General features: G+C 57.1%; 12 protein-coding genes. 7 read left to right on the forward strand and 5 right to left on the reverse strand.

Going from position 1 to position 16,361, the window contains the following annotated elements; all coding sequences use genetic code 11:
- Positions 1-20 precede the first annotated feature (20 nt).
- On the forward strand, positions 21-3,446 hold the full coding sequence (locus tag AVI_RS07370) for a YhdP family protein (protein ID WP_015915773.1): 3,426 nt from the start codon (positions 21-23) through the stop codon (positions 3,444-3,446).
- 60 nt (positions 3,447-3,506) lie between these two features.
- On the opposite strand, the gene AVI_RS07375 is transcribed toward AVI_RS07370, so the two are convergent.
- The 4 genes from AVI_RS07375 to AVI_RS07390 all read right to left on the reverse strand — a co-directional run bounded on the left by AVI_RS07375 (position 3,507) and on the right by AVI_RS07390 (position 9,209).
- On the reverse strand, positions 3,507-4,679 hold the full coding sequence (locus tag AVI_RS07375) for a DUF2865 domain-containing protein (RefSeq protein WP_015915774.1): 1,173 nt from the start codon (positions 4,677-4,679) through the stop codon (positions 3,507-3,509).
- Between the two features lie 191 nt (positions 4,680-4,870).
- Positions 4,871-5,515: an acyl-homoserine-lactone synthase gene (locus AVI_RS07380; protein WP_015915775.1), complete on the reverse strand. Its 645-nt coding sequence runs from the start codon at positions 5,513-5,515 to the stop codon at positions 4,871-4,873.
- A gap of 300 nt (positions 5,516-5,815) precedes the next feature.
- Positions 5,816-6,556 carry a helix-turn-helix transcriptional regulator gene (locus AVI_RS07385; RefSeq protein WP_015915776.1) on the reverse strand — a complete coding sequence of 247 codons (741 nt, stop codon included), beginning with the start codon at positions 6,554-6,556 and terminating at the stop codon, positions 5,816-5,818.
- Between the two features lie 346 nt (positions 6,557-6,902).
- Positions 6,903-9,209, reverse strand: a complete 2,307-nt coding sequence (locus tag AVI_RS07390; RefSeq protein ID WP_015915777.1) for an NADP-dependent malic enzyme — start codon at positions 9,207-9,209, stop codon at positions 6,903-6,905.
- A gap of 181 nt (positions 9,210-9,390) precedes the next feature.
- Here AVI_RS07390 and AVI_RS07395 point away from each other — a divergent pair, with 181 nt between their 5' ends.
- The 5 genes from AVI_RS07395 (at position 9,391) to AVI_RS07415 (ending at position 14,472) form a co-directional block, all read left to right on the forward strand.
- Positions 9,391-10,251 (forward strand): UDP-2,3-diacylglucosamine diphosphatase, encoded by an 861-nt coding sequence (locus tag AVI_RS07395; protein ID WP_015915778.1) that lies wholly within the window; start codon positions 9,391-9,393, stop codon positions 10,249-10,251.
- Positions 10,252-10,438: 187 nt separating this feature from the next.
- Positions 10,439-11,569 (forward strand): ABC transporter permease, encoded by a 1,131-nt coding sequence (locus tag AVI_RS07400; RefSeq protein ID WP_015915779.1) that lies wholly within the window; start codon positions 10,439-10,441, stop codon positions 11,567-11,569.
- A gap of 24 nt (positions 11,570-11,593) precedes the next feature.
- Positions 11,594-12,454: an ABC transporter ATP-binding protein gene (locus tag AVI_RS07405; protein WP_015915780.1), complete on the forward strand. Its 861-nt coding sequence runs from the start codon at positions 11,594-11,596 to the stop codon at positions 12,452-12,454.
- A gap of 6 nt (positions 12,455-12,460) precedes the next feature.
- Complete coding sequence (locus AVI_RS07410) at positions 12,461-13,828, forward strand: MlaD family protein (protein WP_015915781.1); 1,368 nt, start codon at positions 12,461-12,463, stop codon at positions 13,826-13,828.
- 29 nt (positions 13,829-13,857) lie between these two features.
- Complete coding sequence (locus tag AVI_RS07415) at positions 13,858-14,472, forward strand: ABC-type transport auxiliary lipoprotein family protein (protein ID WP_015915782.1); 615 nt, start codon at positions 13,858-13,860, stop codon at positions 14,470-14,472.
- Positions 14,473-14,490: 18 nt separating this feature from the next.
- Here AVI_RS07415 and AVI_RS07420 read toward each other — a convergent pair whose 3' ends face one another.
- Positions 14,491-15,915, reverse strand: coding sequence for an aminotransferase-like domain-containing protein (locus AVI_RS07420; protein ID WP_015915783.1), 1,425 nt, complete (start codon positions 15,913-15,915; stop codon positions 14,491-14,493).
- A 96-nt stretch (positions 15,916-16,011) separates the two neighbouring features.
- Here AVI_RS07420 and AVI_RS07425 point away from each other — a divergent pair, with 96 nt between their 5' ends.
- Positions 16,012-16,341: a DUF1127 domain-containing protein gene (locus AVI_RS07425; RefSeq protein WP_041696479.1), complete on the forward strand. Its 330-nt coding sequence runs from the start codon at positions 16,012-16,014 to the stop codon at positions 16,339-16,341.
- The last annotated feature ends 20 nt before the right edge of the window (positions 16,342-16,361 follow it).

The following is a 16,361-nucleotide window of genomic DNA, read 5'->3' on the forward strand; positions in this document are numbered from 1 at the left end:
TCGGAGATACAGGCCAAGGCATGGGAGAAATCCGGGGCGAGAAAATCCGTTTTCGCAAAGGCGACATTGTTGCCCTCGAGACCTTGCCGTCCTCGCAGGTCGATGATCCCTTGATTGTGCACTGCCCGCGCCGACGTGGCCCTCTGACCAGATTGATGCGGTTTGGGGCCTATATCGTGCTGTCGCTGATGGCCATGCTGGGGGCGGCGGCCATTGCGATTGAAACCGGTACGCTGGACCAGGCCCTGTCGACCGGTGCGCGCGCTGCTTTTCAATCTGCGATTGGCGACGACCTGAAAGCCGATATCGACCAGACCTCCATCCGTCTTTCCAAGAATTTGCATCTGGCGGTCGCCGCGCAGAATGTCACCCTGACCGATCCGAAGACCCAGCAGGTGGTCTCCAAAGCCGGCGACGTCAAACTGGTCATCGATCCGATCTCGCTGCTGATGGGGCGGGTTTCCGTGACCGAAATCGACGTGACTGGCATCGATTTCGATAGTTCACGGCTGTTGCAGGGCGGCGATCTGGATCTTGCCACGCTGCGGATCGACAAGTTTCCGGCGTTCATGGAGACGATGTTCGGCAATCTCGACGATGTACATGGCTTCATTGTCCGGGGAGGTCTGGATCGGCTGCGCCTTGGGGGTATTACCTTGCCTGCCAAAAATGGAATTGGTCAGCCGGTTGATGTGCAGGTCAACGATCTGACATTGACACGCAGGAAGGACGATTCGCTTGCCATCCAGGGTGAGACGTCTATCAACGGCAAGGTCAGCATGATCTCCGCCGAGGCGATGACTGACGGAGCCCGCACCACGTCGTTGACTGCAACGGTGACGGATCTGATCGCCACGCCCTTCCTGATCAAGCGCACGCCCACAGGGGTCTGGCGGGACGGGGCCGATACCAGCATCAATATCGATTTCTATGCCTTGCGGCAATCACAAAGCCAGAAACCGGCTCTCTCGGCGCGATTGCGGACGGAAAACGGCATCCTCTACGTTGATGGCGACAAGCAGGACCTGACGCGGGCCGACATCAATCTCGCCTATGATTTTGACAAGCTGACGGCGGAAATCCGGCCCTCTGAGGTGGATTTCGGCCCGACCCATGTCCCGTTCTCCGGCGGGTTCATCGATCTTGATCGGTTGCAGTCAGTGCCGGGCGATGCCCGGGGTATCGGCATCGACCTGCTGGTCGATCAGGGCACGGCTTCGGTGGAATCGTCGGGAGAGCAGCCGTTTCCGTTTTCTCTCAAGGCCTTTGGACAATTCATTCCCAGCCAGCGTCATTTGACATTCAGCGAGTTGGCGGTGTCGACGCCACATGGCAGCATGCAAGCCACGCTCAATGTTCAGTTTGGCAACGCCTCGCCGGAAATCCGTTTCAACGGCAAACTGTTCGAGATGCGCACCGCCATGGTCAAGCAGCTCTGGCCCTATTGGATGGCCATGAAGCCACGCACCTGGGTCCAGGCCAATCTGTTCGGCGGCACGATCAGCAATGCCTCGATTGATGTGCTCATTCCTGCCGGGCGGATGAAACCTATACCCCAACCTCTGGATCTGGGGCCTGACGAGCTGAAAATCGCTTTCGATATCAGCGGTGCGCGAATGAACGTCACTGGCGATCTGCCGCCGATTCGTGATCTTGCCGGACATTTTGACCTCACAGGGCCGGATCTGGAAGTGCGCATCGATGGCGGCACGTCCTATTTCCCTTCGGGACGCAAGGTCAAGTTGGACAAAGGCACATTTGCGATCGCCAATACCTACAAGAAGCCGTTGATGGCCAATATCGCCGTTTCCGTCAGCGGCCCGGCTGACGCCATGGCGGAACTTGCAACCTTCAAGCCCATGCAAGCCTTGCAACGCACGGAATTCGTGCCGGAGGATTTTGCAGGCGAGATCAAGGCCGATGTTCAGCTCTATGGCGGCATCATCGCCGATCAGAAACCTCCACCGGAAGTGTGGAAGGCCTCTCTGGATATGAAGGGGGTCGATCTCAAGCGGCCCTATATGGACAAGAAGATCACCGGCTTCGATGGCACGCTGGTCGTGGATCCGCAAAATGCTGTACTGCAAGGGGACGCCCAGATCGATGGCGTGCCGGTGGAGATCGACTTCTCCCAGCCGGTCGACCGCGGTTCCAATAGAGCGCCTAGCTGGACGGTGAAAGGACAGCTGAACGACAGCCAGCGCGCCAAGCTCGTGCCGGGCCTTGGCGACATTGTTGGTGGCACCATCGATCTGGAAGTGTCGCGCCTCGATGACAATCGCCAACTGGTGAAAAGCGACCTGTCGCGCGCGACTTTGAACGTCCCGGTTATTGGCTGGACCAAGGGTTCCGGCATTCCCGCCAAGGTGTCGATGGAATTGCAGGACAAGTCCGGCCTGTTCATGCTCGACAAGTTCAATCTCGACGGCGACGGGTTCGGGGCGACTGGCAAGCTTGTGGTATCCAAAACCAATGGGCTGGTTGGGGCGGATCTCGACCATGTCAAACTGGCCTCCGCCGATGATTTCGGCCTTTCGGTTCAGGTCAACAAGGGTGTCATCAACGCAAAGGTCAGTGGTAGCAGTGTTGATGGCCGTGTTTTGCTGAAGAAGCTGAAATCCGGCAGCTCTTCCAATGGTGCGACTGGCGACGGTCGATCGTCAAGCAATTCGACCGATGTCGATATAAGTGTCGATGTCGATAAGCTGATTGGCTTCAATGACGAAGCCCTTTCCGGCGTCAGGCTGGTCTATGGTTCCCGATCGGGGGCAGTAACGGCGCTGAAAATGAGTGCCGTGACCGACACCGGCCAAGCGGTCGTTGTCCAGTCGGCCAAGGCTGGAAATGGCAATGAGATATCGCTGATTTCCAGCGATGCAGGCACGTTGGTGCGGTTCGTCGATCTCTATAGCCATATGCGCGGCGGCATGCTGGATGTGAAAATCCGTGGCGATCTGAACAAGAACTGGATGGGCAATGTTGATCTGCGCAATTTCCGGGTCGAGAATGAGGATCGGTTACAGAAAATCGTCACGACCCCGGCAACCGATGATGGGCGTAGCCTGAATACGGCGGTCAAACGTGACCTGGATGTCAGCTCGGAAAAATTCCAGCGGGCCTTCGCCCGGCTGATCTATCAGGACGGCGTGCTCAGGACCGATAACGGCATTGTCCGGGGCGAACAGGTCGGCGCATCGTTCCAGGGCACCATCAAGGATACCAGGGGCCAGATGGAAATGACCGGGACATTCATGCCCGCCTATGGTCTCAATCGGCTGTTTGCGGAAGTGCCGATTATCGGTGCCATCCTTGGCAATGGCCGGGACCGTGGCCTTTTGGGCATTACCTTCAAGCTAAAAGGCCCGGTCGATGCCCCGCATCTGGTGGTGAACCCGCTATCGATTATCGCCCCCGGCATGTTCCGCCAGATCTTCGAATTCCAATAGCCCGGTTTATCCGCCCCATAGATCGGATAAAAACCGGAATCGGTACGATGCTGAAGAAGCCTATTCCTGAACCGGTTGTGCGCCTGGAAGCGCTGGATGAACGAGGTCAATCTGGCTGGTGTTGGACGGCAGGAACGTTGGGCCAACGCGGCGTACCGATTGGCGTCCTGGATCATAGGGTCGGCTCACTGCCTCAGGTTCAGGAACTGGCTTATTCGTGGCTTCCATGCCAGTCGTCGCCTTTTGGTCGGTCGACGTTTTGACCTGCGCACCAGGCGGGGCATCCATCTGTCTGGTGCTGGCGGCGGATCCATTGGATGTGATGGAAATGACTGAGGACCCGCCAGAATCAGTCCCTAAACCAGGCTTTGGAGCATTGGTCTGCAAGCCGTCAGAGTTGCTCCTGTTGCAACTGCATTGTCCCGGCTGCCCGGGTACCCGGCTGAGATAGGCAAAAGCATGGGGCATATCGCGATAAGGCTGGCCGGTCACGGTTGAAACCATATCCTTGGCCTCGTCGGTGAGGCGGGAATAATAGAGTTCGGCTTCGGTACCTGGACAAAGCCGGTTGCATGTTTCGGCATCGCGACCAAAATCGCGGGCGGGTGTGCTGGGCGAGATCGGGAAAAAGCCGCCATCGCAGGTTCGGACGCAGAGCGTTCTGTATCCGCCCTGTCCCGAAGGCAGCATAAGGCCGTTGCTGGATGATGAAATCGGCGCCTCGTTGCGCAATGGGTAATCCGGATAGACCGGGGCCTCAAAGGGCCTGGCCGTCTCCTCGCTGTCATCCGTGTCCTGGAGTGCCGGGGCCGGTTCGGTGATATCACAGCCATTCGATTGCAAAGCAGCCGTCAGTTCCTCGTGGCGGGGATTGACGCCGCCCTTCATGCCCGCCGCATTGCGTTCGATCAGAAGCTGACGCTTGTTTTCCTGCATGACGGCAAGGCTCTCCTGCATTGGCGCGCAGAGATCCTGTCCATGTCCGTCGAGAATGGCGATACTGGAGGAGCATCCGGCCTGTTGCAGGGTGCGTTGCAATTTACGGATCTCGAAATCCTGCCGGGTCACAGCTCCCGAATAGGCGCGCACGTCCTGAGAATTGCTAATTACGACAGGTGTCTGGGCAAGCTCGGCCCGAATAGCCTCGCAGCTTGGGGCGGCCCGCACCGGACCGGCTGGCCCGAGGGTAATGAAACAACAGGACGCGACAACGATGAGAGCGATAGCGCGCATGCGGATCCATATTGGGCCATGCTATTGGGCCGGTTGACGGGACACTAATCAAGCCAAGTGAAAAGGAACATAGGGCAGGGCGTTGGAAACGCCAACCCGTAATCCTGTTTTAGCAATCCCGTCTGGCAGGGCCAAGAGGCCGACCATACGAACAGCCATTGTCGGCGGCTCTTCGTATATGAGACGCCACGTCAGGCGGCGCGTGCCTGTTCCAGCGACATGGGTGTGTCGAGCAGGCGTCCGGTGATGGCAGCAATGTTTTTCATGGCATCGAGCATGCCGGTATCGATCTCCCAGGCAATTGCCACGGCATGAACCGAGCCGATCTTATGCGGCGCGCCAATTCGTTCGCCGGGGCAGCCCATGCGGCGAAACATCCGCTCCAAAAACACATCTGTCACGGTGACGATATGCGTAAGCCCCGATGCAAGGGCCAGTTCACCAACACCACACATCAGCTCGGCTGCGGCAATGCTGACCTGGTTGGAAGATCGGTCCAGGGAAATTTCCGGGTCGATGCAGAACCGGCTCGATTCCCACATGGCAATGTCACGAATGGCCGGCTTTCCGTCCAATAGAATGGGAAAGGTATCATCCAGCATATTCGGGCCAAGCGTCGGCAGCAGGCGGAGCGAGCCGCGCAACCGGCCTGTCCTGTCGTCATAAGATAAAACGTAAATCGGATTGGCATCATCATAGTGATCCATCTCGAAATCGCCCTGTACAACGACATCCCATTTCAAAAGATCATGAAATACTTTTTTTCGCAGGCGAAACATGTCTGCCAATGCCGCCTGTTGCGTCTGCTTATGTCGGCTGTTCAGAATTTTGAGCATGCGTGTCTCCTTAATTGGAAGGTGACACAATATGAGTGTAAAAAAATCCCAATAAAACTGACGGTAGCGACAGTTTAACTGACAAGAATTGACCGTTAAACTGCTCCGATTCACCATCTCATACCAAGGCATCGAAGATGTGGACCACTCCCCGTCTTGAAGGCATTGAAAATATCTAAAACAGACATGCGGCATGAAATTTTTGCATAGGCAATATGGGCCGCCACCTATTCATGATAGTTCGGATCACTCAGCTGCCGAGAGGTCTGGCTAACATAAGATATGGAGGGCGGTGGCCTGTTATAATGGTGCTTCCGGTGGGATCAGGCCGCGTTGCAGGGCCTTTGCCACCGCTTGAGTGTTGGAGACGGCGTCGAGTTTGGTGCGGGCATTGGCCATAAAATACCGCACGGTCCGTTCAGAGATTCCAAGGATCACGGCGGTTTCCCAATAGCTTTTGCCCGCAGCCGTCCATCGCAGGGTTTCCTGTTCCCGTCGGGTGAGGGTGGGCACACCTCCGAGGCGGGTACCATCGCAGCGTTTCACTAGGCCTGCGTGGAATTTTCCCGCCAGAAGATGGATGTCGCGGTCATGGCAGCGGCGAAAGCGTCGCCACTCCTCCTCACATGCATTGCTTGCAATAGCGAGAATTGCGCCGCGTCCATCGACCGAAAGCAGCGGATAACTGACGGCTTGCCTCGGCAAGGGCAGATCGCGCAGCTTGCTGCGCAACAGAAGGCCCTCTTCGCTCAATTGCGCGAGGTCATGCATATCCACCGGTTCCATGGCCCGGCTGAGTTGTGACAAGACGTTACGCAAAACAGGCGCATCGAGCATGAGGATAGGGTCTTTTGCCTGCTTATCGAATGTATGCCCGTATCGATATACCAGAGCGCCAGCCGAGGTGATGGAAGCGTCCATGTAAAGACAGCCGGACAGGTTGTAGCTGATTTGCAGGCGGTTCAGGAAATCGGTCCATTTCGCGCTGGTGGCGGTCTCCAGCCAATCGAGCAAATTAAAATAAATGTCATCGTCAAACATGAAAGCCCCGCAATTTTTAAGGGTTTATTTTCTACCTTTGAGGGCAAATGTCCACGTGTTGAATAAGGTTTCAGGTCTGCGATTTTATGTCTTGCGAAGACAACTGTGTCCGGTTCGAACACCGACAACTCCGTTTCCCAAGGAAACAGAGCAAGGGAAACAGAGCATAAGAGGATGATAAACAGATGGTGTCCGAAGAATATCATCTTCGCCCGGCTCGGCATGACGTTTGCCAGGAAAAATGGGCCCCGGTCTTCCTGAAAGGAAGCGTAAGCAGGCAAAAAAAATCACCCAGGTTCGGAATGAACCTGGGTGATTACAGAATACGAAAGACCCAAAGTGGGGGTCAGACCTGCTGGTTGGCTTCCACCACGGCAAGAGCGGCCATATTGACAACGCCACGTGAGGTGACGGACGTCGACAGAACATGCGCTGGCTGGGCGGCTCCCAGAAGGATTGGGCCGACATGCAAAGCATCGGTAAAGGTGCGAACGAGACCCAGCGAAATATTGGCGGAATCGAGGTTGGGGAACACCAGCAGGTTTGCATCGCCCGACAGCGTGCTGTTGGGAATGGCGCGTCGACGCAAAGTCTCAGACAGGGCCGAACCGCCCTGCATTTCACCATCGACTTCCAGCTCAGGCGCTTCCTTGCGCAGGATCTCAAGCGCTGCGCGCATCTTGCGGGCGCTTTCGCAATTGCGCGAGCCGAAATTGGAATGAGACAGAAGTGCGGCTTTCGGCGTGATGCCGAACTGGCGAATGGCCTGGGCGGCCAGAATGGTCATTTCCGCCACTTCTTCCGCCGTTGGATTTTCGGTCACGAATGTATCGGTCATGAAAACCGCACCACGCTGGGAAATCAGCAGGCTGAGACCGGAAAAGTCCCGGACATTCGGCTTTTTGCCGAGAATTTGACCGACATCGTGAACATGCCTGTCAAACCGGCCTTCAACGCCACAGATCAGCGCATCTGCTTCGCCGCGCTTCAACGATAGCGCGCCGATCACGGTGGTATTGGTGCGCACGATGGTTCTTGCGGCTTCGGGATTGATACCGGACCGTCCAACCAGCGCTACATAATCGTCCACATAGTCTCGGTAGCGTGGATCGTCTTCCGGATTGACGATGGCAAAATCGATGCCGGGCCGGATGCGCAGGCCAAAGCGTTTCAGGCGCGTTTCGATAATCTGCGGACGACCGATCAGGATCGGTTCACCAATTCCGTCTTCCAGCAGCACCTGGGCAGCGCGCAACACCCGTTCATCCTCGCCTTCGGCAAAGATCACCCGCTTTTTCACAGCCGCTTTTGCATTGGCAAAGATCGGCTTCATGATGAAGCCGGAGCGGAACACGAAACGGCTCAGAGTATCGAGATAGCTGTCATAATCGGCAATCGGCCTGCGGGCGACGCCACTCTCTTCGGCGGCTTTTGCCACGGCGGGCGCAATGCGCAGGATGAGGCGTGGATCGAAAGGCGAGGGGATCAGATATTCAGGTCCGAAAGTCGGCGAGTCGCCGGTATAGGCCCTGGCTGCCACCTCTGAGACTTCTTCGCGGGCGAGTGCTGCGATGGCCTTGACAGCGGCCATCTTCATCTCTTCGTTGATCGTGGTCGCGCCGCAATCCAGAGCGCCCCGGAAGATATAAGGGAAGCAGAGAACGTTATTGACCTGGTTGGGATAGTCCGACCGGCCGGTGCAGATCATCGCGTCGGGACGGGCAGTGCGCGCCAGTTCCGGCATGATTTCGGGCTTTGGATTGGCCAGAGCCATGATTAGCGGGCTTGGCGCCATCTGTTCCAGCAGTTCCGGCTTCAGGACTCCCGCAGCGGACAGGCCGAGGAATACATCTGCACCGCCGATGCTTTCAGCAAGCACCCGCTTGTCGCTTTCCTGGGCATAGACCTCTTTCCAGGGGTCCATCAGCTCGTTACGGCCCTTGTAGACCAGGCCCTCAATGTCATGAACCCAGATGTTTTCACGTTTCGCGCCAAGTGCAACCAGAAGGTTGAGGCAGGCAAGAGCCGCGGCACCCGCGCCTGACGCGACGATCTTGACGTCGCCGATGGTTTTACCGGCCAGTTCAAGGCCGTTCAGAATGGCTGCGGCGACGATGATCGCGGTGCCGTGCTGGTCATCGTGAAACACCGGAATATTCATCCGGTCGCGCAATTGCTGCTCGATTTCGAAGCATTCCGGCGCCTTGATATCTTCAAGGTTGATACCGCCGAAGGTCGGCTCCAGCGAGGCGACGGTGGAGACCATGGCATCGACAGTCATGGCGTCGACCTCGATGTCAAACACATCGATACCGGCGAATTTCTTGAACAGGACGGCTTTGCCTTCCATGACCGGCTTTGAGGCCAGCGGGCCGATATTGCCGAGGCCGAGGACAGCGGTGCCGTTGGAAATCACCGCGACCAGATTGGCGCGGGCCGTGTAATCGTCAGCGGCTTGTGGATTATCGCGAATCGCAAGGCAGGGAGCCGCAACACCCGGGGAATAGGCAAGCGCCAGATCGCGCTGGTTGCCCAGCGGCTTGGTTGCCTGGATCTCTAATTTGCCGGGGCGGGGATGCAAATGGTAGAACAGAGCCTGTTCGTCCAGATCGCCAGAGGCGGGCGAATTCGTCTTGGTTTTGTCGTCGGTCATGCTTCTTGCCGCTTCATCGTTCAACTCTTCCCATCTCTTACAACAAATCGTTCCACGGACCAGAACATATTTCTGGTGGGCATGGCAATTGCAGCCCATCGGTGTGTTGCCCGTGTCATCATCCTGAAACACGAGTCTGATTTTGAGAGCATGCCAAAGCTGATCGTAAAGGACCATTCCCGTGAGCGACGAAACCGAAACGCGACATGTGAGAACCCTCTTCATTTCGGATGTGCATCTCGGCTCTAAGGCCGCAAAAACTGATTTTTTGCTGGATTTTCTGCGTGTTTACGATGCCGACACCATCGTTCTGGTTGGCGATATCGTCGACGGCTGGCGGTTGAAACGCAGCTGGTATTGGCCTCAGGGCTGTAATGATGTGGTGCAGAAATTGCTGCGCAAGGCGCGCAAGGGGACAAGAATTGTCTATATCCCCGGAAATCACGACGAATTCCTCCGGGGTTTTCCCGGAACCCATTTTGGAGGAATCGAAGTGCTGGACCAGATGATTCACGAGACGGCGGATAACAAGCGCTATCTGGTTCTGCATGGCGACCAGTTCGATGTGGTGGTGCGCAATGCGCGCCTGCTCGCCTATATGGGTGACTGGGCTTATGACATGGCGATTGCCATCAACGTGGTTCTGGCGGCTGTCCGCCGCCGGATGGGCATGCCCTATTGGTCATTTTCTGCCTGGGCCAAGCTACAGGTCAAGCATGCGGTCAATTTTATCGGAGAATTCCAGAAAGTCGTTGCCGACGAAGCGCGCCGCAACGACGTGCATGGGGTGATCTGTGGCCATATCCATCATGCTGTCATGGAGGATGTCGGCGGTATCCATTACATCAATACCGGTGATTGGGTGGAAAGCTGCACTGCGGTGGCCGAACATCATGACGGTCATTTCGAATTGATCGAATGGGGTACGCGCTATAATGCCGCTGATCAACCGCGCCTGCTGGGTCCGCCGGAGCCGATTCGCATTTTTCCGGTGGAAAACCCCGCTGGAACAGAAACGCAGGCGGCACGCTGCAACGCCTAAAATGGTTATAGGTGACAAAAGCCTGTGGACCGAAGTGTTGCCCATAGGTTGATCGACACTTTTCCCGCAAAGATCAGTGGAATTGTCGCGCGGGAACGATATATAGTCGTCAGCATCAAGCCGATGGCGGCTTGCCCACTCTCTGAGTGATGGCTTTGAAAGTGTATACGTTTTGAGTTCCGGTCAGATGGACAATGCCACGGTCGATGCCGAACAGCTGGAAGGGGAGGCCGGGCAGCGGCTTCGCCTGAGTGGTTCGTGGCGCAATACCACGGTTGATACCGTGATTCCAAAACTGCTGGAACTGCGCGAAACGTTGAACGGCCATGTCGAGATCGACATCACCGGCATTTCAAGTCTTGATACATCCGGCGCTTGGATCATCCGCCGCATCGAGCTGGCCGCTTCCAAGCAGGGCGATGTGCAGATTGTCGGTGGCAGCGACGCGATGCGGGAGCTGATTTCCGCGCTGCCCGAACAGCCGCCTTTGCCAGAAAAGGTCGTGGATCGCCGCCCCTTCTTCCAGCGGGTGTTAGAGCCGGTTGGCAAGATGAGCGTCAGCCTGTTTGAAGACGTGTTGGCCATGAGCTATGTGCTCGGCTCGGCGGTGCGTGGCACGCAATCCAAGGAAAGACGCGGCGGGCGGGCGTCCATTGCTTCCATCGTCAATCAGTTGGACCATATGGGTCTTCGGGCGGTACCGATCATCCTGCTGATGTCCTTCCTGATCGGGGCGATCATCGCCCAGCAGGGCGCCTTCCAGCTTCGCTATTTCGGCGCCGAAGTCTTCGTGGTCGACCTGGTCGGCATTCTGCAATTGCGCGAGATCGGCGTTCTGTTGACCGCCATCATGATCGCTGGCCGTTCGGGCAGCGCCATCACCGCTGAAATCGGCTCGATGAAGATGCGCGAGGAAGTGGATGCGCTGAAGGTTATCGGCCTCAACCCAATCGGCGTTCTGGTGTTGCCGCGTATCGTCGCTCTGGTCATTGCACTGCCGCTTCTGACGGTTATCGCCAATTTTGCGGCGCTTTACGGTGCCGCGGTCGTTTCCTTTGCCTATTCCGGCATTACCTTTCAGGTCTTTGTTACCCGTCTGCATGACGCCGTGGATTATGCCACCTTCGCTGCCGGCCTGATCAAGGCGCCGTTCATGGCTGTGGTGATCGGCATCGTCGCGGCGGTGGAGGGTATGAAGGTTGGCGGTAGCGCCGAGTCGCTCGGCCAGCACGTCACCGCCTCGGTGGTGAAGTCGATCTTCGTCGTCATCCTCATGGATGGGCTGTTTGCCGTATTCTACGCAGCGATCAATTTTTAAGGGGCCGCCGTGGAACAGCAAGACCTGAACAATCAAGACAGAGACAATCACCCGACACAGGAAGTGCCGCCGCTCAAGGAAGGGCGCGAAGCGGTGCTGTCCGTGCGTGGTCTGACTGTTGGTTTCGGTGAAAAACTGGTGCTGGACAATCTCGATCTCGATGTCTATCGCGGCGAAATTCTCGGTTTTGTCGGGGCTTCGGGTGCGGGGAAATCGGTGCTGATGCGCACGGTGTTGAGGCTTTTGCCGCGCCAGGCCGGTCAGATCCATATTCTGGGCGCAGACTACGATGCTGTCAGCGCTGCCGAGCGTTCCAATCTCGATACACGTCTTGGTGTGCTGTTCCAGCATGGCGCCTTGTTTTCCGCCCTGACGGTCAAGGAAAACATCCAATTGCCGATGCGGGAATATCTGAAGCTTCCGCAAGTGCTGATGGATGAACTGGCCTATCTGAAAATCCAGATGGTTGGCCTTTCTGCGGATGCCGGGGACAAATACCCCTCGGAATTGTCCGGCGGCATGATCAAGCGGGCGGCTTTGGCGCGTGCGCTGGCGCTTGACCCGGACCTGGTGTTTCTCGATGAACCGACCTCCGGCCTCGACCCAATTGGCGCTGCCGAGTTCGATGATTTGATTGCCCGTCTGCGCGATACGCTGGGGCTGACCGTCTATATGGTGACCCATGACCTCGACAGCCTGTTTTCGGTCTGCGATCGCATCGCTGTGCTCGGACAGAAACGAGTCTTGGTTGAAGGACCGTTAACGGATATGCTCGCCTGCGACGATGACTGGGTCAAATCCTATTTCCGGGGCAAACGGGCGCGCTCCATTCCCAAACATCAGGAAATGCGCGGCACCCGCGCGATTGCCGGCACGATTGATTGAGATCCTATGGAAACCAAAGCAAATTACACCATCGTCGGCTTGTTCACGCTTCTTGTGATCCTTGCGGCATTTGGTTTTGTCTACTGGATGGCCGAATATGGCCGTGGTGGTCCAATGTCACCACTGACCATCCGCATCCCTGGCTCCGCCAATGGTCTGAGCGTCGGCTCTCCGGTGCGTTTCAACGGCATCCAGATCGGCTCGGTCGTTTCCTTGAGCATCGACCGTGATGATCCGGCCTTTTCCATCGCTGAGACACAGGTGCAGCAGGATGCGCCTATTCGCTCCAATACCAAGGCGGCGCTTGAGGTTCAGGGCCTGACCGGTGCTGCCTATGTCGAAATGTCGGGGGGCGTTGGTGGCGACGATTTGCTGAAGAAAGCCCAGGAGACCGGCAAGACAGCGGTCCTGGTGGCCGATCAGTCCAGCCTGACCAATCTTCTGGCGACGGCTGACAAGATCATGAAGCGCGCCGATGATGCTATTGCCAATGTTCAGGGCTTCGTCGCCGATGCGCGCGGGCCGTTGACGAATACGATGCGCAATGCTGAAACTTTTTCCAAGGCTCTGGCTGACAATGCCGATGGTATCGACACCTTCCTGAAGAGCGTCAGCGCGCTTTCCGATACGATTACAGGTCTCTCCGGGCGGCTTGATTCGACACTTGCCGCAGCCGAAGACCTGCTGAAGGCAGTGGACCGCAACAAGGTCAACCAGATCCTGACCAATGCCGAAACCTTTACCGGCAAGATTGCCGATGCCTCCGACAAAGTCGGCGTCGCCGTCGACAATTTTTCGGCGACGGCAAAGACCTTCAACGATTTCGGTGTGAAGGCTGAAGGAACGCTAGGACAGGTCAACGCGCTGATTGCCGCGATCGATACGCAGAAGGTCTCGCGCGTCGTGGATGATGTTTCGGTGGCCGTTACCGACGCCCGCAGTGCTGCTGCCAATGTCCAATCGGTGACCGAGACCTTCAAGGATCGTAAACCGGATATCGACCAGGCCATCAGCGACTTTACCCAGCTTTCCAACCGGTTGAACAACGCCTCGACCAGGGTTGATGGTATTCTGGCCAAGGTCGACGCGCTGCTGGGCTCCGACGACACCAATTCTCTTTCGGCTGAGGCCAAGCGCACGCTTCAGTCCATTCGCGCCGTGGCTGACAATCTCAACCAGAAGATCGGCCCGATTGCCGACAACCTGTCGAAATTCTCGTCTTCGGGCCTGAAGGACATTCAGACGCTGGTCAACGATACGCGCAGCACCGTGAAGAACCTGGATGACACGATCAGCAATTTTGACCGCGATCCGCAACGGCTGATCTTCGGTGGCGACAACGTCAAGCAATATGATGGGCGGACAAGACGGTGACAGGTTTTTCCGTGAAAAAGGGACAGATGATGGGGTATTCTTTAGCGGTTCTGCGTCCAATGGCGGTGTTGCGCGCCGCTTGTGCCCTGTCCATTCTCGGCGTGATGCTGGCGGGCTGCGGCACGTCGCCGAATGACACATATGATCTGGCCAGTATCCGTGCCGCCACCACGACCCAATCTGCTCAGAAACGGCAGGTTCTGGTTGCCGATCCGACCGCGCTGAAAGTGCTCGACAGCGACATGATCGTGGTGCGGGTGTCCGGTACGGAAATGCAATATCTGGCCAAGTCGCAATGGAGCGACAAGCTGCCACGTATGGTGCAGTCAAAACTGGTCGAGGCTTTCGAAAATACCGGTAAGCTCGGCGGCGTAGGCAAGCCGGGGCAGGGCCTGGCAATCGATTATCAATTGCTTTCCGATATCAGGACCTTCGAGGTCGAGGCTGGCGGTATTCGCCGGGCCAATGTCGAGATTTCCGTCAAGCTGCTCAATGACCGCAATGGCAGTGTGATTTCCCAGAAGGTGTTTTCCGCCAGCGTTCCCGCCCGTGGCGGCGATAATCAGGCGCTTGTCAACGCTCTGTCGCAGGCTTTCGCCAAGGTTAGCGGCGATATCGTCAACTGGACGCTGACGACGATCTGATCCTTTGAGGCAACGCCGTTACATGACGGCGTTGCTGCCGACCGGGATCTGGTCGAGAATCCGTCTGAGCGTGATCAGGCCACCTTCGGCGATGCTTCGATCCCGCCCTTCGCTGAAGCCAGCGCGGATATGGTGGAAGACCCGCGATGAACGGGCCGGTTTGAACTCATCCTCATCGTCGATCAACACGCCCTGGTCCAGTGCGGCCTGCTTGAATGTGCCAGAGAGCCATGGCTCCGGCAGTTTCAGCCAGAAATACGGCAGGCGTGGATGCGAGCGGAATTCGTAACCTTCGAACAACTGCCGGACAATCTGTTCCCGAGCCGAAAGCTCTTCCAGCACCCGCCCGCGAATATCGTCGGCAGCCCCCGACAGAACCAGGCGCGCCGATAGTTCCGCCAGCAAGAAGGGCAGGCCGCCGCAGACCATTTTCTGGGTGACGCGGACGCGCTGGCTCATATGGTCAGGGCAGGCGACCCAGCCGCCGCGCACCCCGGCCGCCACGGATTTAGACAGGCTGTTGAGCAGAAATGTCCTGTCTGGCGCCAGTTGGGCCAGCAAGGGAATGCCATCGTCGACCAGCGCTCCATAAATGTAATCCTCGATCAGCCAGACATTATAACGGCGGGCGATGTCGATGATCTCCAGCCGCCGTGACAGGGGCAGGCAGGATAGCGTCGGATTTTGGCCCGATGACATGATGAAGGCTGCCTTTGGGTGCTCGCGTGCGCAGACCCGTTCAAAGTCCTCCGGCATGATGCCGTCATGGTCTGAATCCACCAACGCAATCTGGCGACCCATCAGCGAGGCGCTACGGGCAATCTGTGAATAGGTCAGGTGTTCGCAAACGATCCGGTCACCGGTGCCGCTGATCGCGGCGATCACCGCATTCACTCCGGCATGTACACCCATCTGTGGAACGATATTGGCAGCCTCTGGGCTCCAGTCGCCATTCGATAGCCAGCGGCGGCCCGCTTCCAGCCAGTCCGGTAGCAGGGTCCGGGTGTAGCTGGCGATCTCGTCCGGTTGATCGCGGGCAATATCTGTCATCAAACGGCCGATAATGTCCGCCTGGCCGACATCGATGGCAGCGGTGGTGTCAAAACGCAGCTTGCCCGGCGGCGGCGACAGCGTTCGCGTGCCGCCATAGGTGAGGGTAACCGGGTCGCGATGAATATCGGTTTCGCTCTCGGCCAGGCTTGACTGGACGTAAGTGCCGCGCCCGACTTCACCGGTCACCAGCCCACGTTCCCGCAATAGCGCATAGGCACGGGTAATTGTCCCGATTGTTACCTTCAAATCAAAGGCAAGATCCCGCTGCGGCGGCAGCTTTGCGCCGGACGACAACCTGCCGGTCTTGATATCCGCCTCTGCCCGATCCGCAATCCTGATATAAAGCGGACCCTCTGCTGTCGAAAGGTCGGGGAGCCAATGTGTTACCATGACAATTATCCTTATTGTCACCTTCAATAGTGCGATTGTATCTATAAATGCACGGATAACAAGTGACGCAATCGAAGATTACGAGATTTCAGGATCATGGTGATGGTGACAATAGATACAATTATCTTGCGGGGCACGGATGTTGCTGGCAATGCCCAGTCAAGTAATCATCACGGCAGTGGTTTGCGTGGTCCTGTATGGCGGCTCTTGGAAAATATCGGGACGGTGAGGGGACGTCTGAAGCGGTGGCAGGTTACGCGCCGGACCCGAAAGGACCTTACGGATCTGGATACGCATCTGTTGCACGATATCGGCATATCGCGTGACGAAGCCCGCCTGGAAATGCGTAAGTCTATTTATCTTCACTGGAGGGCTGAACTTTTGCCACCGCATCATCATGCGCCGATCAAGTTCCCCATGCTGTAGTCCAGCCGATCATTGAGCAT

The sequence above is a fragment of the Allorhizobium ampelinum S4 genome (assembly GCF_000016285.1).
GTDB classification, from domain to species: Bacteria; Pseudomonadota; Alphaproteobacteria; order Rhizobiales; family Rhizobiaceae; genus Allorhizobium; species Allorhizobium ampelinum.

Bases quoted from the DNA above. Each gene is read 5' to 3' on its own strand.
- AVI_RS07370 (WP_015915773.1), top strand. From the start codon at position 21: ATGGGAGAAATCCGGGGCGAGAAAATCCGTTTTCGCAAAGGCGACATT.
- AVI_RS07375 (WP_015915774.1), bottom strand. From the start codon at position 4,679: ATGCGCGCTATCGCTCTCATCGTTGTCGCGTCCTGTTGTTTCATTACC.
- AVI_RS07380 (WP_015915775.1), bottom strand. From the start codon at position 5,515: ATGCTCAAAATTCTGAACAGCCGACATAAGCAGACGCAACAGGCGGCA.
- AVI_RS07385 (WP_015915776.1), bottom strand. From the start codon at position 6,556: ATGTTTGACGATGACATTTATTTTAATTTGCTCGATTGGCTGGAGACC.
- AVI_RS07390 (WP_015915777.1), bottom strand. From the start codon at position 9,209: ATGACCGACGACAAAACCAAGACGAATTCGCCCGCCTCTGGCGATCTG.
- AVI_RS07400 (WP_015915779.1), top strand. From the start codon at position 10,439: ATGGACAATGCCACGGTCGATGCCGAACAGCTGGAAGGGGAGGCCGGG.
- AVI_RS07410 (WP_015915781.1), top strand. From the start codon at position 12,461: ATGGAAACCAAAGCAAATTACACCATCGTCGGCTTGTTCACGCTTCTT.
- AVI_RS07415 (WP_015915782.1), top strand. From the start codon at position 13,858: ATGGGGTATTCTTTAGCGGTTCTGCGTCCAATGGCGGTGTTGCGCGCC.
- AVI_RS07420 (WP_015915783.1), bottom strand. From the start codon at position 15,915: ATGGTAACACATTGGCTCCCCGACCTTTCGACAGCAGAGGGTCCGCTT.
- AVI_RS07425 (WP_041696479.1), top strand. From the start codon at position 16,012: ATGGTGATGGTGACAATAGATACAATTATCTTGCGGGGCACGGATGTT.